Source organism: Pseudomonas sp. JL27(2026), assembly GCF_056933555.1.
Genome location: NZ_CM167794.1, coordinates 6,023,753 through 6,046,313 on the forward strand (window position 1 = coordinate 6,023,753; position 22,561 = coordinate 6,046,313).

The 22,561-nt window shown below is 58.3% G+C and carries 25 protein-coding genes; 9 read left to right on the forward strand and 16 right to left on the reverse strand.

The annotated features are described in order from the left end of the window. The 8 genes from AC1Z1G_RS27660 (at nucleotide 1) to AC1Z1G_RS27695 (ending at nucleotide 6,472) form a co-directional block, all read left to right on the forward strand. Entirely contained in the window at nucleotides 1-741 is a 741-nt protein-coding gene (locus tag AC1Z1G_RS27660) for an HAD family hydrolase (protein WP_483623801.1), read from the forward strand. Nucleotides 742-743: 2 nt separating this feature from the next. Beyond that, nucleotides 744-1,334 carry a TerD family protein gene (locus AC1Z1G_RS27665; RefSeq protein WP_483623803.1) on the forward strand — a complete coding sequence of 197 codons (591 nt, stop codon included), beginning with the start codon at nucleotides 744-746 and terminating at the stop codon, nucleotides 1,332-1,334. Further along, nucleotides 1,331-2,521, forward strand: coding sequence for a TerD family protein (locus AC1Z1G_RS27670; protein ID WP_483623805.1), 1,191 nt, complete (start codon nucleotides 1,331-1,333; stop codon nucleotides 2,519-2,521). The genes AC1Z1G_RS27665 and AC1Z1G_RS27670 overlap by 4 nt, the downstream gene beginning before the upstream one ends. Before the next feature lie 49 nt (nucleotides 2,522-2,570). After that, entirely contained in the window at nucleotides 2,571-3,020 is a 450-nt protein-coding gene (locus AC1Z1G_RS27675; RefSeq protein WP_483623807.1) for a tellurite resistance TerB family protein, read from the forward strand. Between the two features lie 11 nt (nucleotides 3,021-3,031). Next, the gene (locus AC1Z1G_RS27680; RefSeq protein ID WP_347902886.1) at nucleotides 3,032-4,063 is read left to right on the forward strand and encodes a TerC/Alx family metal homeostasis membrane protein; all 1,032 of its coding nucleotides are present in this window, start codon (nucleotides 3,032-3,034) and stop codon (nucleotides 4,061-4,063) included. 27 nt (nucleotides 4,064-4,090) lie between these two features. Further along, nucleotides 4,091-4,666 carry a TerD family protein gene (locus AC1Z1G_RS27685; RefSeq protein WP_483623809.1) on the forward strand — a complete coding sequence of 192 codons (576 nt, stop codon included), beginning with the start codon at nucleotides 4,091-4,093 and terminating at the stop codon, nucleotides 4,664-4,666. A gap of 33 nt (nucleotides 4,667-4,699) precedes the next feature. Next, nucleotides 4,700-5,278, forward strand: coding sequence for a TerD family protein (locus tag AC1Z1G_RS27690; protein ID WP_347902890.1), 579 nt, complete (start codon nucleotides 4,700-4,702; stop codon nucleotides 5,276-5,278). Between the two features lie 186 nt (nucleotides 5,279-5,464). Then, entirely contained in the window at nucleotides 5,465-6,472 is a 1,008-nt protein-coding gene (locus AC1Z1G_RS27695; RefSeq protein ID WP_483623811.1) for a lysozyme inhibitor LprI family protein, read from the forward strand. 135 nt (nucleotides 6,473-6,607) lie between these two features. Here AC1Z1G_RS27695 and AC1Z1G_RS27700 read toward each other — a convergent pair whose 3' ends face one another. Then, complete coding sequence (locus tag AC1Z1G_RS27700) at nucleotides 6,608-7,867, reverse strand: VWA domain-containing protein (protein WP_483623813.1); 1,260 nt, start codon at nucleotides 7,865-7,867, stop codon at nucleotides 6,608-6,610. Between the two features lie 167 nt (nucleotides 7,868-8,034). Here AC1Z1G_RS27700 and AC1Z1G_RS27705 point away from each other — a divergent pair, with 167 nt between their 5' ends. Next, entirely contained in the window at nucleotides 8,035-8,517 is a 483-nt protein-coding gene (locus AC1Z1G_RS27705; protein WP_483623815.1) for a DUF4265 domain-containing protein, read from the forward strand. A gap of 121 nt (nucleotides 8,518-8,638) precedes the next feature. Here the strand turns inward: AC1Z1G_RS27705 and glmS are convergent, their stop codons facing one another. From glmS to rsmG, 15 genes are all read right to left on the reverse strand, one after another. After that, complete coding sequence (gene glmS / locus AC1Z1G_RS27710) at nucleotides 8,639-10,471, reverse strand: glutamine--fructose-6-phosphate transaminase (isomerizing) (RefSeq protein WP_483623817.1); 1,833 nt, start codon at nucleotides 10,469-10,471, stop codon at nucleotides 8,639-8,641. Between the two features lies 1 nt (nucleotide 10,472). Beyond that, nucleotides 10,473-11,249 carry a DeoR family transcriptional regulator gene (locus AC1Z1G_RS27715; RefSeq protein ID WP_347902897.1) on the reverse strand — a complete coding sequence of 259 codons (777 nt, stop codon included), beginning with the start codon at nucleotides 11,247-11,249 and terminating at the stop codon, nucleotides 10,473-10,475. Between the two features lie 227 nt (nucleotides 11,250-11,476). After that, nucleotides 11,477-12,844 (reverse strand): bifunctional UDP-N-acetylglucosamine diphosphorylase/glucosamine-1-phosphate N-acetyltransferase GlmU, encoded by a 1,368-nt coding sequence (glmU, locus tag AC1Z1G_RS27720; RefSeq protein ID WP_483623819.1) that lies wholly within the window; start codon nucleotides 12,842-12,844, stop codon nucleotides 11,477-11,479. Between the two features lie 115 nt (nucleotides 12,845-12,959). Further along, the gene (locus AC1Z1G_RS27725; protein WP_483623821.1) at nucleotides 12,960-13,385 is read right to left on the reverse strand and encodes a F0F1 ATP synthase subunit epsilon; all 426 of its coding nucleotides are present in this window, start codon (nucleotides 13,383-13,385) and stop codon (nucleotides 12,960-12,962) included. A gap of 44 nt (nucleotides 13,386-13,429) precedes the next feature. Next, entirely contained in the window at nucleotides 13,430-14,809 is a 1,380-nt protein-coding gene (gene atpD, locus AC1Z1G_RS27730; protein WP_483623823.1) for a F0F1 ATP synthase subunit beta, read from the reverse strand. 27 nt (nucleotides 14,810-14,836) lie between these two features. After that, on the reverse strand, nucleotides 14,837-15,697 hold the full coding sequence (gene atpG, locus AC1Z1G_RS27735) for a F0F1 ATP synthase subunit gamma (protein WP_483623824.1): 861 nt from the start codon (nucleotides 15,695-15,697) through the stop codon (nucleotides 14,837-14,839). A gap of 50 nt (nucleotides 15,698-15,747) precedes the next feature. Further along, nucleotides 15,748-17,292 carry a F0F1 ATP synthase subunit alpha gene (gene atpA / locus AC1Z1G_RS27740; protein ID WP_347902905.1) on the reverse strand — a complete coding sequence of 515 codons (1,545 nt, stop codon included), beginning with the start codon at nucleotides 17,290-17,292 and terminating at the stop codon, nucleotides 15,748-15,750. 21 nt (nucleotides 17,293-17,313) lie between these two features. Next, entirely contained in the window at nucleotides 17,314-17,850 is a 537-nt protein-coding gene (locus AC1Z1G_RS27745) for a F0F1 ATP synthase subunit delta (RefSeq protein ID WP_347902906.1), read from the reverse strand. A gap of 12 nt (nucleotides 17,851-17,862) precedes the next feature. Further along, nucleotides 17,863-18,333, reverse strand: a complete 471-nt coding sequence (locus AC1Z1G_RS27750; RefSeq protein ID WP_347902907.1) for a F0F1 ATP synthase subunit B — start codon at nucleotides 18,331-18,333, stop codon at nucleotides 17,863-17,865. Between the two features lie 56 nt (nucleotides 18,334-18,389). After that, the gene (atpE, locus tag AC1Z1G_RS27755; RefSeq protein WP_002555987.1) at nucleotides 18,390-18,647 is read right to left on the reverse strand and encodes a F0F1 ATP synthase subunit C; all 258 of its coding nucleotides are present in this window, start codon (nucleotides 18,645-18,647) and stop codon (nucleotides 18,390-18,392) included. A gap of 133 nt (nucleotides 18,648-18,780) precedes the next feature. Next, entirely contained in the window at nucleotides 18,781-19,650 is an 870-nt protein-coding gene (atpB, locus tag AC1Z1G_RS27760) for a F0F1 ATP synthase subunit A (protein WP_347902910.1), read from the reverse strand. Nucleotides 19,651-19,666: 16 nt separating this feature from the next. Then, a complete protein-coding gene (locus AC1Z1G_RS27765) occupies nucleotides 19,667-20,074 on the reverse strand; it encodes a F0F1 ATP synthase subunit I (RefSeq protein ID WP_347902911.1) in 408 nt (135 codons plus the stop codon). Nucleotides 20,075-20,222: 148 nt separating this feature from the next. Next, nucleotides 20,223-21,095 (reverse strand): ParB/RepB/Spo0J family partition protein, encoded by an 873-nt coding sequence (locus tag AC1Z1G_RS27770; protein WP_347902912.1) that lies wholly within the window; start codon nucleotides 21,093-21,095, stop codon nucleotides 20,223-20,225. Between the two features lie 9 nt (nucleotides 21,096-21,104). Then, the gene (locus AC1Z1G_RS27775; RefSeq protein ID WP_347902914.1) at nucleotides 21,105-21,902 is read right to left on the reverse strand and encodes a ParA family protein; all 798 of its coding nucleotides are present in this window, start codon (nucleotides 21,900-21,902) and stop codon (nucleotides 21,105-21,107) included. Nucleotides 21,903-21,920: 18 nt separating this feature from the next. Continuing rightward, nucleotides 21,921-22,556, reverse strand: a complete 636-nt coding sequence (gene rsmG, locus AC1Z1G_RS27780) for a 16S rRNA (guanine(527)-N(7))-methyltransferase RsmG (RefSeq protein ID WP_483628004.1) — start codon at nucleotides 22,554-22,556, stop codon at nucleotides 21,921-21,923. Nucleotides 22,557-22,561 lie beyond the last annotated feature (5 nt).

The window sequence follows — 22,561 nt, forward strand, 5'->3', positions numbered from 1 at the left end:
ATGGATATTCAAGAGCAAACGCCCGTCCCGGTGCTGTCGGTTTTCGACTTTGACGGCACCCTGACCCGCCATGACAGCTTTGTGCCATTCCTGAGGTTCGCCTACGGCAACGGCCGTTTCGCGCTGTGCATGACCCGTATGCTGTTTCCCGGCCTGCGCTATCTGGTGGGCGGCCTCAGCCGCGACGAACTCAAGGCCCACCTGATCCGGGTGTTCCTGACCGGCGAAAGCGCCCAATGGGTCAGCACCAAGGCCCAAGCTTTCTGTGAGCTGTACTGGACCCGGCTGCTGCGCCCCAACGGCCTGGTGGCGGTGGCTGCCGAAGTTGAATCCGGCGCCATCGTGACGCTCTGTTCGGCCTCGCCCGCGCTGGTGCTCAAACCCTTCGCCGAGCGCCTGGGGATCAAACTGATCGCGACGGAACTGGAAGTCATCGACGGCACCTTGACCGGCACTATTGTCGGCAACAACTGCCGAAGCCTGTTCAAGGTCCTGCGCCTGCAAAGTGTCTACGGGCCACTGACACAATTCCGCATCCGTGCGTGGGGCGACACCCGCGGCGATCACGAACTGCTGGCCGCCGCCCAGGACCCGCACTGGCGGGTATTTCACCCGGCTTGGCGTCGTCTTCGTAAAGTACGTTTTCAAAATGCCGACAACGTCAGCACGACAAGCACTGCGCAACGCGTTGAAGGTAACAGCAGCACCCCTACCAATTCTGAGCATCGACATGGAGAGTAAACATGGCACTTACTTTGGCTAAAAACCAAACTATCTCGCTGGAAAAGACCGCTGGAACCGGGTTGAAAAAAGTCAGCATGGGCCTGGGTTGGGACCCGGAGAAAGCCGGTGGTTTCTTCGGCAAACTGATGGGCAACACCAACGACATCGACCTCGACGCCTCCTGCATCCTGCTGGACGAAAGCAAGAAGCCGGTCGACCTGGTCTGGTTTCGCCAACTGATGTCCCGTGACGGCGCCATCCGCCATTCCGGCGACAACCGCACCGGTGAAGGCGCAGGCGATGACGAAACCATCTTCGTCGACCTGGAAAAACTGCCGGGTTCGGTCAAGTACCTGGTGTTCACCGTGAACTCGTTCACTGGCCAGAACTTCGAAAAAGTCGCCAATGCCTACTGCCGTATCGTCGACGACGCCGGCCGTAAGGAACTGGGCCGTTTCGACCTGTCCGAGAAAGGTCGCCACACCGGCATCGTCATGGCCTATCTGGCCCGTAATGCGGGCGGCTGGGATTTCACCACCGTGGGCGAAGTCACCAACGGCCGTACCGCAGACGACCTGGTTGACCTGGCAATCGCGGCGGTGCGCACATGACAAACCTGGCTCCTGGCGCGAATGCACCGGTAGCCACGGGCCAGCTGACGGTTACCGTCAGCTTCTCCCAGCTCCCGGGCGCAGACATTGATGTATCGGCGTTTGTACTGAACGACGCGGGCAAAGTCCGCGGCGATCAGGACATGTGTTTCTACGGACAAAAAAGCGTCAATAACGGGGCCGTCCAACTGACGGAAACGGCCGCTGGCCGTGCAGTTTTTACCCTGGATCTGAGCAAGATCGACGCTGTCGTGGAAAAAGTCGCCCTGACGGCCACCATCTACGAAAACAAGGCGCGGTTCGACAGCGTTTCCCACCTGTCGTTGAGTGTCAGCGGTGGGATCGAAGCCAGTATTCCTACCAACGGAATGCAGGAAACCGCACTGATCCTCGGCGAGTTTTACCGTCGCCAGGGTGCCTGGAAGTTCCGCTGTGTCGCCCAAGGGTTTGCCGGTGGCCTGGAGCCCCTGGCCAAACACTTTGGCGTTGAAGTTGCAGCGCCGTCTCCAGCGCCAACACCTGCTCCGGTGCCAGCCCCAACGCCTGCCCCTGCGCCGGCAGCGGTCAAGTCCAGCATCAGCCTGAGCAAGATCACCCTGGACAAGACCCGCTCCAGCATCAGCCTGGAAAAGGGCAGCAGCGATTTCGGCGAGATCAAGATCAACCTGAACTGGAACCGTGCCAGCAATGGCGGCGGTGGCGGCTTCTTCTCGCGCCTGAAGTCCGATGCCATCGACCTGGACGTCGGTTGCCTGTTCGAACTCGCCGACGGTTACAAAGGTGCCGTCCAGGCCCTGGGTAACTCGTTCGGTGATTTCAACAACGAACCGTACATCCAGTTGATGGGTGATGACCGGACCGGCTCGGTCAGCGACGGCGAATGGCTGCGCATCAACGGCAAGCAGTGGAAAGACGTCAAACGCATCCTGGTGTACGCCTTCATTTACGAAGGCGCGCCAAACTGGAAGGCCACCGATGGGGTTGTGACCATCTACGTGCCGGGCCAGCCGCCGATTGAAGTGCGGGTCAGCGAGGAAGGTGGACGCCAGGGCATGTGTGCAATCGCACTCCTGGAAAATGACAGAGGCGCGGTCAAGGTCTCCCGTCGGGTCGACTTCTTCCGGGGTCACTCCGACATGGACAAGGCTTATGGCTGGGGCATGAAGTGGTCCGCCGGTTCCAAATAAATCATCAGCACCGTGGGGCCTTCCGGCCCCGCGTATTGGGAGAATCGAAATGCTCGAATGGTTGAAGACAAATGCCACAGCGGCACGCGACAAACTGGCCAGCGAAGTCACCAAGTTCAAGAACCGTGAGTTCATGGACGCCGTGGTCGCCGGTTGTGCACTGGTCGCGGCAGCCGATGGCGACATCAGCTCCGAAGAAAAACAGAAAATGATGGGTTACATCCAGAACTCGCAAGAGCTCAAGGTGTTCGACGCCAAGGATGTCATCAAGTCGTTCCAGGAAATTTGCGGCAAGTTTGAATTCGACAACGCCATCGGCCGTGCCGAAGCGTTGAAGGTCATCGCAAAAATCAAAGGCAAGCCAGACGCAGCGCGTCTGTTGGTTCGCGTCTGCTGCGCAATCGGGGGCGCCGACGGTTCCTTCGACGAAAGCGAACGTGCTGTTTGCCGCTCCATCTGTAATGAGCTGGGCCTGAGCCCCGCTGACTTCGATCTCTAAGGTAAACACCTGTGGAAAATACTGCTCTGGGCTTCCCGCCCCTCACCATCGCGGTCTTCGTAGGCCTGGCCTTGTCGGCCATGGTCCTCGACATGCTGACCCACCGGGGTGACAAGCCGGTCTCGCTCACCAAAGCCGCTGTCTGGTCGGTGTTCTGGGTTCTGATTTCCCTGGGCTTCGCCGGTTACCTGTATGTCGAACACGGCCCGTCTGTTGCCAGCCTGTTCATCACAGGTTACGCCCTGGAGAAAGTCCTGAGCGTGGATAACCTGTTCGTCTTCATGGCGATCTTCGCCTGGTTCAAGATCCCGGATGGCCTGCGCCACCGTGTCCTGTACTGGGGCATCATCGGCGCGATCGTCTTCCGCCTGATCTTCGTGGCCATCGGTACCGGCCTGCTGATGTTCGGCCCGTGGGTCGAGGTCATCTTTGCCCTGATCGTCGGCTGGACCGCAGTCATGATGCTCAGAGCGGGCGGTGACGACGAAGAGGAAGAGGACTACTCCAAGCACATGGCCTACCGCTTCGCCGCGAAACTGTTCCCGGTGTGGCCAAAACTGCATGGCCATAACTTCTTCGTGCGTCGTTCGGTCCTTGAAAAAGAGCTGAACAAACCCGAGAACAAGGGCATCAGCCTGCCGGTCAAAGGCGCACTGTTCGCCACGCCGCTGTTCCTTTGCGTATTCGTGATGGAAATCTCCGACGTGCTGTTCGCCTTCGACTCGGTACCGGCAGTTATTGCGGTCAGCCGTGAACCGTTGATCGTGTACTCGGCTATGCTGTTCGCGATTCTGGGCCTGCGGACCATGTACTTCGTACTTGAAGCACTGAAACGCTACCTGGTGCACCTGGAGAAAGCCGTCATCGCGCTGCTGTTCTTCATTGCCGCCAAACTGGGCCTCAATGCAACTGATCACCTGTTCCACCACGGTTACAGCATCGATGCCAACACCAGCCTGTTTGTCGTGCTGATCGTGCTGGCCATCGGTATCGTCGCCAGCCTGATCTTCCCTGCAAAGGAAGACGAGGCAGAAAACGCTTAAGTCCAAACCTAAAGGAGTAACAGAGAAATGGCACTGACCCTTCAGAAAGGCGGAAACCTGTCCCTTTCGAAAACCGACCCTTCGCTGACCAAGATTCTGGTCGGTCTGGGCTGGGACCCACGCGCTACAGACGGAGCTGAATTCGATTTGGACGCCAGTGCATTTCTGCTCGGCGCCAACGGCAAGGTACGTAGCGACGCGGACTTCATTTTCTACAACCAGCTCAAAAGTGCCGATGGCTCGGTTGAACACACCGGCGACAACCGTACCGGCGCCGGCGACGGTGACGACGAAGTGGTCAAGGTCGACCTGAGCCGTGTACCGGCTGAAGTCGACAAGATCGCCTTCACCGTGACCATCCACGACGCTGAAGCACGCAAGCAGAACTTCGGCCAAGTGGGCAATGCGTTCATCCGCATCGTCAACGAAGTGACTGGCACCGAAATCGTTCGTTATGACCTGGCCGAAGACGCCAGCGTTGAAACCGCAATGATCTTCGCCGAGCTGTACCGCAACAATGGCGAGTGGAAATTCCGTGCTGTCGGCCAGGGTTACGCTGGTGGCCTGAAAGCAACCGCCAACCAATACGGCATGAGCTTCTAAGCTGTCCCACCCCATTTAAAAGAGGAATCAATCATGGCGGTAAGTCTGAGCAAAGGCGGCAACGTTTCCCTGTCCAAGGAGGCTCCGGGCCTGACCGAAGTCATCGTGGGCCTGGGCTGGGATCCGCGTGTGACCGACGGTCAAGAGTTCGACCTGGACGCTTCGATCTTCATCGTTGGCGAAAATGGCAAAGTCCTCGACGACAACAGCTTCATTTTCTACAACAACAAGAAGTCTGCCGATGGCAGCGTCGAGCACCTGGGTGACAACCGCTCCGGCGCAGGCGAAGGTGACGACGAGCAGGCAGTGGTCAAGCTGACCTCCCTGGCAGCCGCTGTCCAGAAGCTGGTGTTCGCGGTCACTATCCACGACGCTGAAGCCCGCAAGCAAAGCTTCGGCCAGGTTTCCAACGCTTACATCCGCGTTGTGAACAAGGCTGACGGCAAGGAACTGGCGCGCTACGACCTGTCGGAAGACGCTTCCACCGAGACGGCGATGATCTTCGGTGAGCTCTATCGCAATGGCGCCGAGTTCAAGTTCAAGGCCATTGGCCAAGGCTTCGCTGGCGGCCTCAAGCCTCTGGCTGAAGCTCACGGCGTGAGCATCGGCTAACCCGCAAGGGTGCCCCGAAAGCCCCTGCCGATTGGCAGGGGCTTTTTCTTGCCTGCCACAACCACGCAATACCGCTGTTTCTGCCTGTACCGATACTGGCCAAGGGACGAAGCAACAAGGAGCTCGGCAAGGATCGAGCGTATTTGCCAACGGCCTGCACAGGCCGATCTGTCAGCAGGGATGAACATGAACCTCTTGCTCAAGGTGCGCCTATGCCTGGCCGCCCTCGGTTATCTGGTCATTTGCAACACCGCCTGGGCCGCCAGCTTCAACTGCGCCAATGCGACGACTTACTCGGAAAACGCCATCTGCTCGAACGAGGCGTTTTCCAGGCTCGATGAAAAAATCAACTCGCTGTTTACCCAAAGCATGGAACTGACGGACGAAAAAGCCGCCCTGCGCCAGGATCAGCGCGACTGGCTGGCCTCCCGTAACACCTGCGCCACCGCCGCCTGTGTCGGCGAGCAACTGCGGGAGCGGGTCGAGTTCCTGCAAGACTATCGGGCAGGCCTCACGCCTGCGCCTTCTGTCATAGCGCCGGCTCCCGCCCCTGCACCGGTCATTGCGGCGCCAGCGCCGGTGATCACGCCACCTGCCGTGCATGCCCCGACAGCCGCCCCACCGGTTCAAGCCACTCGCCCCGCTGCACCTGCGCCCTCTGCCACCGCTGTGGTGCAGGCTCCGCACAAAGACCCCTCGTTGCTACCCGCCAAACTGGCCGGCCTGGCGATGCTGATCGTGGTGCTGGCGAGTATCTGGCTGCACCACCGCGGGACGCTGACCATCTATGCCGACTACACCGATGCGACCTGGACCAGCGTCACGCCGATGCTGGGGATCGTTTCGTACTGGGTGTTCCGCTTCTTCGAGATACCGCACCCTTACGCCCTGATTGCCGCGGGCATCCTGTTCAGCCTGATGATGGTTCAAGTCATCCGCCAGACCTACAAGAGCAACGGCGTGTCGGTGTACTTCCTGATGGCGCTCATGGCCAAGATGATCATGATTGGCGCCTACCTCGTCATGATGATCGTGCTGATCATCGGTAAGTCGCGTACCCAGCGCGAGGCACGCAATAAGCGCCGGGCAATGGCTGCCGTCACATCGCTGTTCGTGCTGCTCTCGGGCTGGCTGTGCCGGGACCGGCGGTTCACCCCGCTGGGGGTTTATCTGGAAGGGCAAACCACGCCTTGAGCTTCAGTGATCGCATGCCGGGCGACGCCCGTCGCCGTCATGCTGCCTGAAGTTGAGCCTGTCACTCACTGACCCCGTTGCAAGGCCCCGCCCACTGCCAGGTGACCTGTGGATAACCTGGCAGCGGTCAGCCTATCAACACAGAATGAAGGCGTCCCTGGCTGCCTTGAGCCAGTCGGGGAACTCCTCCATCAGTTGGTCATACAACTGCTCTTCGCTAATGTCGTTGAGGTTATCCAGGGCAAAGAAGTTGCAGTTATCCACAACCCGGCCGTCCATATCGTCAAGCTTCTCCAGAATCCCGTAGCCAGAACCGCCCAACCCGACGAACTGCCAGAAGATCGGCAACTTGGCCGCCTCTTTCATCAGTTTGGTGATGGCGCGATTTTCGTGAACACCACCGTCACTGATAAACAGCACGTAGATCGGCGTGCGGTCACCAGAGTTCTTGTAGTAGTCGATCACCTGGCGCATGGCTTTGGGCTCGTCGTTGACCCGGCTGCCCACATTCCATTTTTTCCAGCCGCCATTGTCCTGATTGACGTAATCCTGGTAGTTGCCGAGCGTCACCGGCGACAACTGGCAAGGCTTGGCACCGAACGCCCAGCAGTCGAGTGCACCGTCGTCATCGAAGTGCACCGCCAGCGGCAGCAGGCGGTTGATCACTTCCTGCACATGCCCACCCGAATACTGGCCCGTCATCGAACCCGAGGCATCCAGCACCAGCCCGACCCGCGCCTTGACGTCAGTGAGCTTGGCTTTTTCCAGACTGATTTGCGCTTTCTTGGCCAGGCTTACCAGCGCCGGCGCTGCCGCAGCAATTTTCTTCTCAAGGGAGATTTTCGGCGCAGCGACCGGTGGCGCGGGCGCCGGGACCGGAACAGGTTCATCCGCAACCGAGCCGCCAAAATGCTCGACCAGCGCAGCCAGACCGGCATTAAAACCCTGGAGGTTAGAGAGCATCCGCCACTCGCCATTCTTGCGGTAGATGTCCGCGACCATGATCGCCTTCTCAGCGTCAAACGTCGCACCACTGAAGCCGCAACTGGCCACCTCCTGACCGTTGGTCTGGATGCTGAAACGGCTCGACTGAATGTCACGCATCGCCCCGCCACCGTCGATCGACGCGGTGAACACCATGCGATCAATCGTTGCCGGCAAGCCTGCCAGGTTGATCTGAAAGTCGCCGCCATCGGACAGCTTCAGGCTGTTGCACGGTGACGAAGGCTGATTGAAGAAAATCATGTAGCGGTCGTCAGAGAGCTTGCCCTGAGCATCCACGCCGAAGCAGACGTAGTCGATGACATCGCGCGAATCGATCTTGATCGACAGCGTCAGCGAGTCGCCTTGAATGAGGGTCGCCAACGGTACGCGCTGGCCCTGTGTAATGAGCATTTGAAGGCTCCTGTTCCCTGGATGAGCTGGACGAAGGCACCGATAGTACCCGTAAAACACCAGGCATTGGCTGGTCGTTGAAGCCAGACGAGTGACGGCCACCCCCTTAGACCTTGAGGGTTGATTGTGTAAGCTTGGCGCAAGGAATAACGGTTACGGAGCAACACATGGACGATACACACACCCCGATGCTGATTCAGCTATACGCCGCAGAAAAGGATGGGCCGTTTCTTGAGGAACTGCCTGCTCGCCCGTTGGGAGAAGACACGTACGAGTTACTCTCCTCCCCTGGCCTGATACTGAATCTGGCGCGGGGAGATGTCGTTTCAATCAAGGACAAGAATGCCCCGGCAGTGGTTGTGAAACGCGGGGGTAACTTTTGCATTCAGATCTACGCCGACACCATTCCCGAGCACGAAGTAGAAACCCTCGAAAACGATGTGATCCGTGAACTCAATGGCACGCTGGATGGGCTCTTCGAAGGGAACTTGTCGCTGGCCGTCCCGGCAAAAAATGGCATGGACGCCATCAATAAGTTCTTCGACCGGTTCCGCGAAAGAACAGGCATCCAGTGGTATTACGCCAACATTTACAAAAATCTCGACGATGATGATGACGAAACCTTGCTGTATTGGTGGCTCGATAGCTGAGCCGGGCACAGCTGTTTTCCGAGGCGCTTGCACAAATACAAAAGCCCCCGATGATCGGGGGCTTGGGCAGTGCGTCTGACGCTATGGGATCAAACCAGTCTGGCCGGATTCGGCCGGTGGCTTACTCCACCGTGACCGACTTCGCCAGGTTGCGCGGCTGGTCAACGTCGGTGCCTTTGAGCACGGCGACGTAGTACGACAGCAGTTGCAACGGGATGGTGTAGAGGATCGGCGACAGGATGTCGTGGATATGCGGCATGTTGATGACGTGAGTACCCTCGCCGTTGGTCATGCCGGCCTGTTCGTCGGCGAAGACGATCAGTTGGCCGCCACGGGCGCGTACTTCCTGAAGGTTGGACTTCAACTTCTCCAGCAACTCGTTGTTCGGCGCCACGGTGACCACCGGCATGTCGTTGTCGACCAGCGCCAACGGACCGTGCTTGAGTTCGCCGGCCGGATAGGCTTCAGCGTGGATGTAGGAGATTTCCTTGAGTTTGAGCGCGCCTTCCATCGCCACCGGGTACTGCGCACCCCGCCCGAGGAACAGGGTGTGGTGCTTGTCGGCGAACAGCTCGGCGACTTTCTCGACGGTGCCGTCCATGGCCAGGGCTTCGCCCAGACGGGTTGGCAAGCGACGCAGTTCTTCTACCAGTGTCGCTTCTACACCTTTGGCCAACGTGCCACGGACCTGGCCGAGGGACAGGGTCAGCAGCAACAAGCCAACCAACTGAGTGGTGAAGGCTTTGGTCGAGGCAACGCCGATTTCACGACCGGCCTGGGTCAACAGGGTCAGGTCCGATTCACGCACCAGCGAACTGATACCCACGTTGCAGATCGCCAGGCTGGCGAGGAAACCCAGCTCCTTGGCATTGCGCAGCGCGGCCAAAGTGTCGGCGGTTTCGCCGGACTGGGAGATGGTCACGAACAGGCTGTCGGGCTGCACCACTACTTTGCGGTAGCGGAACTCACTGGCGACTTCGACCTGGCACGGGATGCCGGCCAGTTCTTCGAGCCAGTAACGGGCAACCATGCCAGCGTGATAACTGGTGCCGCAGGCAACGATCTGCACATTGCGAACCTTGGCGAATAGTTCGGCTGCTTGCGGGCCGAAGGCTTGCACCAGCACCTGATTCTGGCTCAGGCGACCTTCCAGGGTGCGTTGCACCACGGACGGTTGCTCGTGGATTTCCTTGAGCATGAAGTGGCGGAATTCACCCTTCTCGGCGGACTCGGCGCTGTCGCGGTACTGCACGGCTTCGCGTTCAACCGCTTTGCCGTCGACATCCCAGATCTGCACGCTATCGCGGCGAATCTCGGCGATATCGCCTTCTTCCAGGTACATGAAACGGTCGGTGACCTGACGCAGCGCCAGTTGGTCCGACGCCAGGAAGTTCTCGCCCAGACCGAGGCCGATCACCAATGGGCTGCCGCTGCGGGCCGCAACCAGACGATCCGGTTGATCAGCGCTGATCACCGCCAGGCCATAAGCACCGTGCAGCTCTTTAACGGTAGCCTTGAGGGCCACGGTCAGATCGCTCAGGTCTTTGAGTTTGTGATTCAACAGGTGAGCGATGACTTCAGTGTCGGTGTCCGAGGTGAACACATAACCCAGAGCCTTGAGTTGCTCACGCAGGGCTTCGTGGTTTTCGATGATGCCGTTGTGCACCACCGCCAGGTCGCCGGAGAAATGCGGGTGCGCGTTACGCTCGCACGGCGCACCGTGGGTGGCCCAACGGGTGTGGGCAATGCCCAGACGCCCGACCAGCGGTTCTGCGGCCAGGGCTTGCTCCAGCTCAGCGACCTTGCCCGGACGACGCATGCGCGCAAGCTTTTCGTCATTGGTAAAGACCGCCACACCGGCGCTGTCGTAGCCGCGGTATTCCAGGCGCTTGAGGCCTTCGAGCAAAATGGCGGTGATGTTACGTTCTGCAACGGCGCCAACAATTCCACACATGCTATTTCTCCTGGCTGACAGCCGCGCAAATCACGTTAATGCCGCGGGCCTGAATCTGGTCGCGAGCCTCAAGTGGCAGGCGATCATCGGTAATAAGGGTATGGACACTGCTCCAGGGCAGTTCCAGGTTGGGAATCTTGCGGCCGATCTTGTCGGATTCGACCATCACGATCACTTCACGGGCCACTTCGGCCATCACCCGGCTGAGGCCGAGCAGTTCGTTGAAGGTCGTGGTGCCACGCACCAGATCGATGCCGTCGGCACCGATGAACAATTGGTCAAAATCGTAGGAGCGTAGTACCTGCTCGGCGACCTGACCCTGGAAGGACTCGGAATGCGGGTCCCAGGTGCCACCGGTCATCAACAGCACCGGTTCATGTTCCAGTTCGCTCAGCGCATTGGCGACATGCAGGGAATTGGTCATAACCACCAACCCCGGCTGTTGACCCAGTTGCGGGATCATCGCGGCGGTGGTGCTGCCACTGTCGATGATGATCCGTGCATGCTCGCGAATCCGCGCCACTGCCGCACGGGCAATGGCTTGCTTGTGCGCGGAAACAGGCTGGGCGGGATCCGCCACCAACTCCTGAGGCATGGTGATTGCACCGCCATAGCGGCGCAACAACAGACCATTGCTTTCAAGGGCGGCCAGGTCCTTGCGAACCGTGACTTCCGAGGTTTCGAAGCGCTTGGCCAGCTCATCCACACTGACTTCGCCCTGCTCGTTGAGCAAGGCGAGGATGTTATGGCGACGTTGGGGCGTATTGCGTTTCGACATGAGCTTGTAAGTTTCGATTCGAAAGATAACGGAAGCAATCAAAACCTATCGGCGAAACTTCGTCAAGCGTGGGGCGATAAAAAGATCAGTGGATAAAAGCATCGCGGGCAAGCCATGCTCCTACAGGTCAGCGTCGTTCATACATTATGTGAACAACCTAAACCCTGTAGGTGCAAGGCTTTCCCGCGAAGGCGATCTCAAGACCGCCGCACGAGCTTGTGGATAACTCAGCTCTTCTTGAGCTTCTCCGGCCGCTTCCAGCCGTCAATGTTCTTCTGACGCGCACGACCCACAGCCAGTTGAGCGTTATCCACATTCGAGGTAATCGTCGAACCCGCCGCAGTGGTCGCACCGTCAGAGATATCCACAGGCGCCACCAACGAGTTGTTGGAACCGATGAACACATCCTCACCCAACACGGTTTTCCACTTGTTGGCGCCGTCATAGTTGCAGGTGATGGTGCCCGCACCAATGTTGGTCCGTGCACCAATCTCGGCGTCGCCCAGGTAAGTCAGATGACCGGCCTTGGCGCCTTCACCCAGGTGGGCGTTTTTCAGTTCGACAAAGTTACCCACATGGGCGCGAGCCTCAAGCACGGTGCCGGGACGCAAACGCGCGAACGGGCCGGCATCACTGCCCTCGCCCAACACTGCGCCTTCGATATGGCTGTTGGCCTTGATCACCACGCCTTTGCGCAAGGTGCTGTCCTTGATCACGCAGTTCGGGCCGATCACCACGTTGTCCTCGATGACAACCTTGCCTTCGAGAATCACGTTGATGTCGATCAGCACATCCCGACCGACGGTCACGTCACCGCGCACATCGAAACGTGCCGGGTCGCGCAACGTCACGCCTTCGGCCATCAAACGGCGACCTTCGCGCAACTGGTAGTGACGCTCCAGCTCGGACAGCTGTTTACGGTCGTTGGCGCCCTGCACTTCCATCGCATCGTGAGGCTGTTCGGTGTCCACCACCAGGCCGTCGCTGACCGCCATGGCGATCACGTCAGTCAGGTAGTACTCACCCTGGGCATTGTTATTGGAGAGCCGGCTCATCCAGTCGCCCAGACGATCGGCCGGCACCGCCATAATGCCGGTGTTGCCTTCCGTGATCGTACGCTCGGCCTCGCTGGCATCCTTGTGCTCGACGATAGCGGTCACCCGGCCATCGGCGTTGCGCACGATACGACCGTAACCCGTCGGGTCGTCGAGTTCGACGGTCAACAACCCCATCTGCTGTGGCACGACAAGCTTGAGCAGGCGCTGCAAGGTTTTGACTTCAATCAGCGGTACGTCGCCGTAAAGGATCAGTACGGTGTCGGCGGTAATGAACGGCACGGTCTGAGCCACCGCGTGGCCCGTGCCCAGTTGTTTTTCCTGCAACACAAAGTTCAGGTCATCGGCGGCCAACTGCTCGCGTACCAGCTCGGCGCCATGGCCGATCACTACGTGAATGCGCTGAGGATCAAGTTGCCGGGCGCTGTGGATAACATGGCCCAACATAGAATTACCGGCAATCGGGTGCAGAACCTTCGGCAGGGCAGAACGCATGCGAGTGCCTTGACCGGCAGCGAGGATAACGATTTCAAGAGACATGACTGGCTACCAATCCTGGGTGGTCAGCGGCTGCGACCAATAGAGAAATGCAGAAAAAGAAAAAGGGTAGCCGAGGCTACCCTTTTTAATCAATCACACAACAAACCGACGGTACTTAACCGCCGAACTTCTTGCGGATCTGCTGGACGGTGCGCAGCTGAGCTGTCGCCTCGGCCAGACGTGCAGCAGCGGAACCGTAGTCGAACTCGGCGCCTCTTTCGTGCAAGGCCTTCTCGGCAGCCTTGACGGCTTGCTGAGCGGAGGCTTCGTCCAGGTCGGCAGCACGTTGCACGGTGTCGGCAAGAACCTTGACCATGTTCGGCTGAACCTCGAGGTAACCACCGGAGATGTAAAACACCTCGGTTTCCCCACCCTGTTTGATCAGGCGGATCGGACCTGGTTTGAGTTCAGTGATCAGCGGAGCGTGACCCAGGGCGATACCAAGATCACCCAGGCTGCCGTGCGCAATCACCATCTCGACCAGACCGGAAAAGATTTCTCCTTCCGCGCTGACGATATCGCAATGGACTGTCATAGCCATCTGCTTGCCTCAACCTGATTAGCGCCCGTTTCCGGGCGCCGGGATTACAGTTTCTTGGCTTTCTCGATCGCTTCTTCGATGCCGCCGACCATGTAGAACGCTTGTTCTGGCAGGTGGTCGTAGTCACCGTTGAGGATGCCTTTGAAGCCAGCAATGGTGTCTTTCAGGGAAACGTATTTACCCGATGCACCGGTGAAGACTTCAGCCACGAAGAACGGCTGCGACAAGAAACGCTGGATCTTACGAGCACGGTTAACCAACTGCTTGTCGGCTTCCGACAGCTCGTCCATACCCAGGATCGCGATGATGTCCTTCAGTTCTTTGTAACGCTGCAGAACATACTGAACGCCGCGAGCGGTGTCGTAGTGGTCCTGGCCGATCACGTTCGGGTCCAGCTGGCGCGAAGTCGAGTCCAGTGGGTCTACCGCTGGGTAGATACCCAGGGAAGCGATGTCACGGGACAGAACGACGGTGGCGTCCAAGTGGGCGAACGTGGTCGCTGGCGACGGGTCAGTCAAGTCATCCGCTGGTACGTATACCGCTTGGATCGAAGTGATCGAACCGTTTTTGGTGGAAGTGATGCGCTCTTGCAGAGTGCCCATCTCTTCAGCCAGGGTCGGCTGGTAACCTACTGCCGAAGGCATACGGCCCAGCAGTGCGGATACTTCAGTACCGGCCAGGGTGTAACGATAGATGTTGTCGACGAACAGCAGAACGTCGTTACCTTCGTCACGGAACTTCTCGGCCATGGTCAGGCCGGTCAGTGCTACGCGCAGACGGTTACCCGGCGGCTCGTTCATCTGACCGTAAACCAGTGCCACTTTGTCCAGAACGTTGGAGTCCTTCATCTCGTGGTAGAAGTCGTTACCCTCACGAGTACGCTCACCCACACCTGCGAACACGGAATAACCGCTGTGCTCGATGGCGATGTTACGGATCAGTTCCATCATGTTTACGGTTTTGCCTACACCGGCACCACCGAACAGACCAACTTTACCGCCCTTCGCGAACGGGCAGACCAGGTCGATAACCTTGATGCCGGTTTCCAGCAGGTCGTTGCCGCCCGCTTGTTCTGCGAAAGATGGCGCAGGACGGTGAATGCCCCAACGCTCTTCGGTGTCGATCGGGCCAGCTTCGTCGATCGGGTTACCCAGTACGTCCATGATCCGGCCCAGGGTCGCTTTACCGACCGGTACGGAGATGGCTGCGCCAGAGTCGGTGACTTCCAGACCGCGCTTCAAGCCCTCGGTGGAACCCATCGCAATGGTACGAACCACGCCGTCGCCCAGCTGCTGCTGAACTTCCAGAGTGGTTGCGGCCGCGCTTTGTACTGTCAGCGCGTTGTAGATGCTCGGTACGCTGTCGCGTGGAAATTCCACGTCGATAACGGCGCCGATGATTTGAACGATACGTCCGCTACTCATAGCTGGATCCTCTGAATATTTGAACCGTTAAACCGCGGCAGCGCCGCCGACGATTTCCGAGATCTCTTGGGTGATCGCAGCCTGACGCGCCTTGTTGTAGATCAGCTGCAAATCGCTGATCAAATCACCGGCGTTGTCGGTAGCGTTCTTCATCGCGATCATCCGCGCAGCTTGTTCAGCCGCGTTGTTCTCGACCACCGCCTGGTAGACCTGCGACTCCACGTAGCGGACCATCAAGCCGTCAAGCAGCTCTTTGGCATCCGGTTCGTAGAGGTAGTCCCAGTGGTGCTTGAGCTGTTGATCCGGGGTCGCCACCAATGGAATCAACTGCTCCACGGTAGGCTGTTGCGTCATGGTGTTGATGAACTTGTTGGACACCACGTTCAGGCGGTCAATACGCCCGTCCAGGTAGGCATCCAGCATCACCTTGACGCTGCCGATCAAATCATTGATCGACGGTTCTTCACCCAGGTGGCTGATAGCTGCAACGACGTTACCGCCGAAGTTGCGGAAGAAAGCCGCACCCTTGCTACCTACCACACACAGATCGATCTCGACGCCGTTTTCGCGGTTTACCGCCATGTCCTTGACCAGGGCCTTGAACAGGTTGGTGTTCAAGCCACCACACAGACCACGGTCACTGCTCACCACAACGTAACCAACGCGCTTGATAGCGCGGTCGATCATGAAAGGGTGGCGATATTCCGGGTTAGCGTTGGCCAGATGACCAATAACCTGGCGGATGCGCTCCGCGTAAGGACGGCTAGCAGCCATGCGCATTTGTGCCTTGCGCATTTTGCTGACCGCCACTTTTTCCATGGCGCTGGTAATCTTTTGCGTGCTTTTGATGCTCGCAATCTTACTGCGAATCTCTTTTGCGCCTGCCATGTAACACCTATCAGGTTAGCAAGCGGGAGCCTTGCGGCTCCCGCTGCGGCTTACCAGGTTTGGGTGGCCTTGAACTTCTCGATACCGGCTTTCATGCCAGCGTCGATTTCGTCATTGAAGTCACCCTTCACGTTGATCTTCGCCATCAAGTCGGCGTGATCGCGGTTGAAGAAAGCAATCAGCGCTTGTTCGAAGCTGCCGATCTTGGCGATTTCAACGTCAGTCAGGAACCCACGCTCAGCGGCATACAGCGACAGCGCCATGTCAGCGATCGACATTGGTGCGTATTGCTTCTGCTTCATCAGCTCGGTAACGCGCTGACCATGCTCAAGTTGCTTACGGGTCGCTTCGTCCAGGTCAGAAGCGAACTGGGCAAATGCTGCCAGTTCACGGTACTGAGCCAGAGCGGTACGGATACCACCGGAGAGCTTCTTGATGATCTTGGTCTGAGCGGCACCACCCACACGGGATACCGAAACACCGGCGTTCACTGCAGGACGGATCCCGGAGTTGAACATGGCCGATTCCAGGAAGATCTGACCGTCGGTGATGGAAATCACGTTGGTCGGAACGAACGCGGAAACGTCGCCAGCCTGGGTTTCGATGATCGGCAGTGCGGTCAGGGAACCGGTTTTGCCGGTCACTGCGCCGTTGGTGAACTTCTCTACGTATTCTTCCGAAACGCGGGATGCGCGCTCCAGCAGACGGGAGTGGAGATAGAACACGTCGCCTGGGTAAGCTTCACGGCCTGGTGGACGGCGCAGCAGCAGGGAAATCTGGCGGTAAGCCACTGCTTGCTTGGACAGATCGTCATAAACGATCAGCGCGTCTTCACCGCGGTCGCGGAAGTATTCGCCCATGGTGCAACCGGAGTACGGTGCCAGGAATTGCAGTGCTGCCGATTCCGAAGCACTCGCAGCCACGACGATGGTGTTAGCCAGTGCGCCGTTTTCTTCCAGCTTGCGAACAACGTTGGCGATGGTCGATTGCTTCTGACCGATCGCTACGTAGACGCAGAAGATGCCGCTGTCTTTCTGGTTGATGATCGCGTCGATCGCCAGAGCGGTTTTACCGATCTGACGGTCACCGATGATCAGCTCACGCTGGCCACGGCCGACAGGGATCATGGCATCGACAGCCTTGTAGCCAGTCTGTACAGGCTGGTCTACCGACTTACGCCAGATCACGCCTGGAGCAACTTTCTCGACCGCATCGGTCTCGGTGTTGTTCAGCGGACCTTTGCCATCAACTGGGTTACCCAGTGCATCGACTACGCGACCCAGCAGTTCCTTACCAACCGGAACTTCGAGGATGCGGCCAGTGCACTTGGCGCTCATGCCTTCAGCCAGAGTCTGGTATGCGCCCAATACAACGGCACCTACAGAGTCTTGCTCCAGGTTGAGGGCCATACCGTAGACGCCGCCCGGAAACTCGATCATCTCGCCGTACATTACGTCGGCCAGACCGTGAATCCGCACGATGCCGTCAGATACGCTGACGACAGTGCCTTCGTTACGGGCTTGGGAGGTCACATCGAGCTTGTCGATGCGGCCCTTGATAATTTCACTTATTTCGGAAGGATTGAGTTGCTGCATTGCTCTGCTGCCCCTTCAAACTCAAGATTTCAATGCTTCGGCAAGGTTCGCGAGTTTGCCGCGAATCGAGCCATCGATTACCAGGTCGCCGGCGCGGATGATGACGCCACCAATAAGGGCGGCATCCTCCACAGCGTGCAGTCGCACTTCCCGGCCGAGCCGTGCACTGAGAACCTTGGCGAGTTTGTCTTGCTGTTCTTGGTTCAATGCAAAAGCACTGGTGACATCCACATCTACCGATTTCTCTTGTTCGGCCTTGTACAGGTCAAACAGAGCGGCGATCTCCGGCAGAAGCGGGAGACGGTCGTTTTCAGCAACGACGTGGATGAAATTCTGTGCCTTGGCATCAAACTTGTCGCCACACACGTCAATGAACGTGGTGGCCTTGTCTGCGCTCGTCAGTCGCGGGGCCTTGAGCACGCGCTGCATGGTGTCGTCTTGCGACACTGCTGCAGCCAGGCCGAGCATGGCTGACCAAGAGGCCAGTTGCTGGTGGGCCTGGGCGTGCTCGAAGGCTGCCTTAGCGTAAGGTCGGGCCAACGTGGTCAATTCTGCCATGATCGCCCTCGCTTAAATTTCAGCAGCCAGTTTGTTAACCAGCTCCGCGTGCGCGTTTTGATCGATTGTGGCACCCAGGATCTTCTCGGCGCCGCCAACGGCCAGAGCACCCAGTTGGGCACGCAGCGCGTCTTTGACACTGTTCAGTTCCTGCTCGATCTCGGCCTGAGCCTGAACCTTCACACGGTCAGCGTCGACACGGGCTTTTTCAACAGCCTCTTCGACGATCTGGTTACCGCGTTTCTTGGCTTGCTCAATGATTTCGGCTGCCTGAGCTTTCGCATCGCGCAGTTGTTGACCCGCTTTATCTTGGGCCAATTCCAGGTCGCGAGCTGCTCGGGCGGCAGCGTCCAGTCCATCCGCGATCTTCTTCTGACGTTCGTGCAAAGCCGCGATGACCGGAGGCCACACGAACTTCATGCAAAACAGTACAAAAATGAAGAACGCAACGGACTGGCCAATCAGGGTTGCATTAATGTTCACGCCAACACCTCGCTCGTTCGTTGCACATCACACCAATTACTCGAAGGTTCGAGTAATTAGCCAGCGAGTTGACCAACGAATGGGTTCGCGAAGGTGAAGAACAGAGCGATACCAACACCGATCATGGTTACGGCGTCGAGCAGACCGGCAACGATGAACATTTTAACTTGCAGCATTGGAACCATTTCTGGCTGACGCGCTGCGCCTTCCAGGAACTTGCCGCCCAACAGGCCGAAACCAATTGCGGTACCCAGTGCGCCCAGGCCGATCAACAGTGCAACAGCGATAGCGGTTAGACCAACTACAGTTTCCATCTTTCCTCCCGACTTTTACGTCGTATGGTTTAGGTTTTTTAGATTAAAGCGGTAAAACAAATCGTTTCATCATGCCCTTCACGGGCCCCCTCCCGTTTGACCGGGAGGGACATCAGACTAGCCGAAGCAGGCCTTAATGGTTCTCTTCGTGCGCCATCGACAGGTAGACGATGGTCAGCATCATGAAGATAAACGCCTGCAGGGTAATGATCAGGATGTGGAACACAGCCCACGCCCACTGCAGAACTACGCCCAGGCCGCTAAGCCAGAGCAGACCGCTGCCGAACATCACGGCGATCAGAATGAACACCAGCTCACCGGCATACATGTTGCCGAACAGACGCAAAGCCAGCGAGATCGGCTTGGCGATCAGCGTCACGAACTCCAGCAGGAAGTTCACCGGGATCAGCAGGGCTTGAACGAAAATGTTCTTGCTGCCGAACGGGTGCAGGGTCAGTTCGCCGATGAAGCCGCCGATGCCCTTGACCTTGATGCTGTAGAAAATGATCAACGCGAACACCGACAGGGCCATGCCCAGGGTAGCGTTCGGGTCAGTGGTCGATACGGCACGGAACGGAATGTGCGCATCGCCAGAGATCATCATGGCCAACTGAGGAATCCAGTCGACCGGTACCAGGTCGACGGCGTTCATCAGGAAGACCCAGACGAAGATGGTCAGTGCCAACGGTGCAATCACCGGGCTACGGCCATGGAAGCTGTCTTTCACGCTGCCATCGACGAATTCGACCAATACTTCAACGAAGTTCTGCAAAGCACCTGGCTGACCGGAAGTCGCCTTCTTCGCCGCCATGCGGAAAATCAGAACGAAGATCAGACCCAACGCAACAGACCAGCCGAGGGTATCGACGTGGAATGCCCAGAAGCCCATTTCCTTGGCTTCTGCTGCGGTGTGGGCAAAGCCCCAGCCGCCGGTAGGGTGCTGACCGAAGGTCAGGTTCTGCAAGTGGTGCTGGATATAGCCCGAAGCGGTTGTTTCTGCCATGGTTGCCTCAAACGCCCTAAGGTCTCGAAAGTCTTGTTCTCATCAGCAGGGGAGCGAACCAGCTGACCAGTTGGGTCAGCACAAAGACGCCGAATACAGCTAGCGGCGCCAGTGGCTTCACACCTGCGAACGTCAATGCAAAAAGCACTGCCGTCAAAATCAGTTTGCCAGCCTCGCCGGCATAAAAAGACCGGACGATAGCTTGAGCTGCTCGGGCGCCGGAAAACCGAAATGCCCTGTGAGCGAAATAAACATTGGGAAGCAATGCTATCAGGCCTCCGCAGAGCCCTGAGTATCCGGCTACGACTCCATGCCATTGCCAGAGCGCCAACGCGGCCACCAACACAACGACAAATTGAGCCAATAACACAGGAAAAACCGCCAGGCGATGGAACGGCAAGCGGTTTGGCGTGCGGGTTTCCATCACTTCTTTCCCCCAAAGGTCGGCTGCCAGAACGCAATAACTTGGCATAATTTGTGCCGACAAAATGCGCGCAGAGTATAGGGGCGGTTCAGCCCCTATTCAACTGTCAGGTAGTGATTTCCGACTGCACGCTACATGAGGAAATGTTTCAGCGGATATGTGCGAGGACACCTTGCAGCTCATCGAGGGAGTTGTAACCAATCACCAACTGCCCTTTGCCCTTCTTTCCGTGGCGGATCTGCACCGCAGAGCCTAGGCGCTCTGCCAGACGCTGTTCGAGCCGAGCGATGTCCGGGTCTGGCCTGGCGGGTTCGGTGACCTCTGGTTTGCCACTCAACCACTGGCGCACCAGTGCTTCAGTCTGGCGTACGGTCAGCCCTCGTGCGACAACGTGTCGCGCCCCTTCAACCTGTTGATTTTCCGGCAAACCGAGCAATGCACGGGCATGACCCATTTCCAGGTCGCCGTGAGACAGCATGGTCTTGATGACTTCCGGCAATGCAAGCAGGCGCAACAGGTTGGCCACGGTCACGCGGGACTTGCCCACCGCTTCGGCGACTTGTTGCTGAGTCAGCTGGAACTCCTGCTGCAGACGCTGCAGGGCAATCGCTTCCTCGATCGGGTTGAGGTCTTCACGCTGGATATTCTCGATCAGTGCCATGGCGATGGCGGTTTCATCCGGAACATCGCGCACCATAGCCGGGATGGTTTCCTGGCCAGCCTGCTGGCTTGCGCGCCAGCGGCGTTCACCGGCGATGATTTCAAAGCGACCACCGCCAATCGGGCGAACCACGATTGGCTGCATCACGCCCTGGGCCTTGATCGACAGGGCCAGTTCTTCCAGCGCCTGCGGATCCATGTCTCGGCGCGGCTGGTACTTGCCGCGCTGGAGCAGGTCCAGCGGCAGGTGTTGCAACTCACGCTGATCGGCCAGGACTGCCTGTTCTTCCAGCGAACTGACGGTCGGACCACTCAGCAGTGCATCCAGTCCACGTCCGAGACCTCGTTTCTTGACGGCCATGGGGATTCCTTAAGTTGCCTGAGCAGCGGCGATGCGTGAATTTTTACGTTGACGACGAACCATCTCGCCCGCCAATGCCAGATAGGCAATGGCACCCCGAGAGGATTTGTCATACGCCAATGCGGGCATGCCATAGCTTGGCGCTTCGGCCAGGCGGATGTTGCGCGGAATCACGGTGTCGTAGAGCTGTTCGCCGAAGTGTTCCTTGAGCTGCGCCGAGACATCGTTCATCAGGCTCAGGCGCGGGTCATACATGGTCCGCAGCAGGCCTTCGACTTTCAGGTTCGGGTTCAACAATTCAGCGATGCGCTTGATGTTATCCACAAGGTCGCTCAAGCCTTCGAGTGCAAAGTATTCGCACTGCATGGGGATAATCACCCCGTCGGCGGCAACCAGCGCATTGAGCGTGAGCATCGACAGCGACGGCGGGCAGTCGATCAAAATGTAATCGTAATTCTCGCGAATCGGCGCCAGGGCGCTACGCAGGCGGCTTTCCTTCATCTGCATTTCCAGCAGAACGACTTCGGCCGCGGTCAGGTCGCGGTTGGCCGGCAACAACTGGTAACCACCATGTTCGGAAAAGTGCATGGCCTGGGCCAGGTCGCATTCGCCGATCAGCAGGTCGTAAACCGAGTTTTCCAGACCGTGTTTATCCACACCGCTACCCATGGTGGCGTTGCCCTGTGGATCGAGATCGATCAACAGCACCCGGCGCTTGGTCGCGACCAGGGATGCTGCGAGGTTGATGCAGGTGGTGGTCTTGCCCACACCACCCTTTTGGTTCGCTATCGCGAATACCTTAGCCATTCTTGCTTGTGTTCCCAATCATGCCGTGCGGCGCAGTATCAGCAGATGGCGTTGGCCTTGGCAACCGGGTACGGCCAGGGCGTGTTCGCTATCGAGGTGGAAGTCTGCCGGCAATGCTACCAGCTCATCCGCGGGATGAACGCCCTTCATTGCCAGCCAACGTGTATCGCTATCGCCCAGGTGGCGAGTCCAGTTGCTGAAGTTCTCCATGCTGCTGAATGCCCGGGAGATGATCCCGTTGAACGGCAGTTCAGGCGTGAAGGCTTCGACGCGACTGTGGATAACTTGCAGGTTATCCAGTTTGAGTTCGAGTTTGACCTGAGTCAGGAAGCGGGTTTTCTTGCCGTTGCTGTCCAGGCAGGTGACGTTCGACTCGGGAAACAGGATCGCCAGGGGAATACCCGGCATGCCGCCGCCACTGCCCACATCCAGCCAACGGCCGTTTTCGATGAAGGACATTACGCTCAGGCTGTCGAGCAAATGCCGTGACACCATTTCGTCCGGATCACGCACTGCCGTGAGGTTGTAGGCCTTGTTCCATTTTATCAACAGGGCCAGATAACCCAGCAGCTGCGCGTGCTGGGTTTCTGTCAGGTTGACACCGAGCTGGCGAGCACCTGTGGATAACTCTTCGGCGTGTTGCGAGGTGACCATCGAAC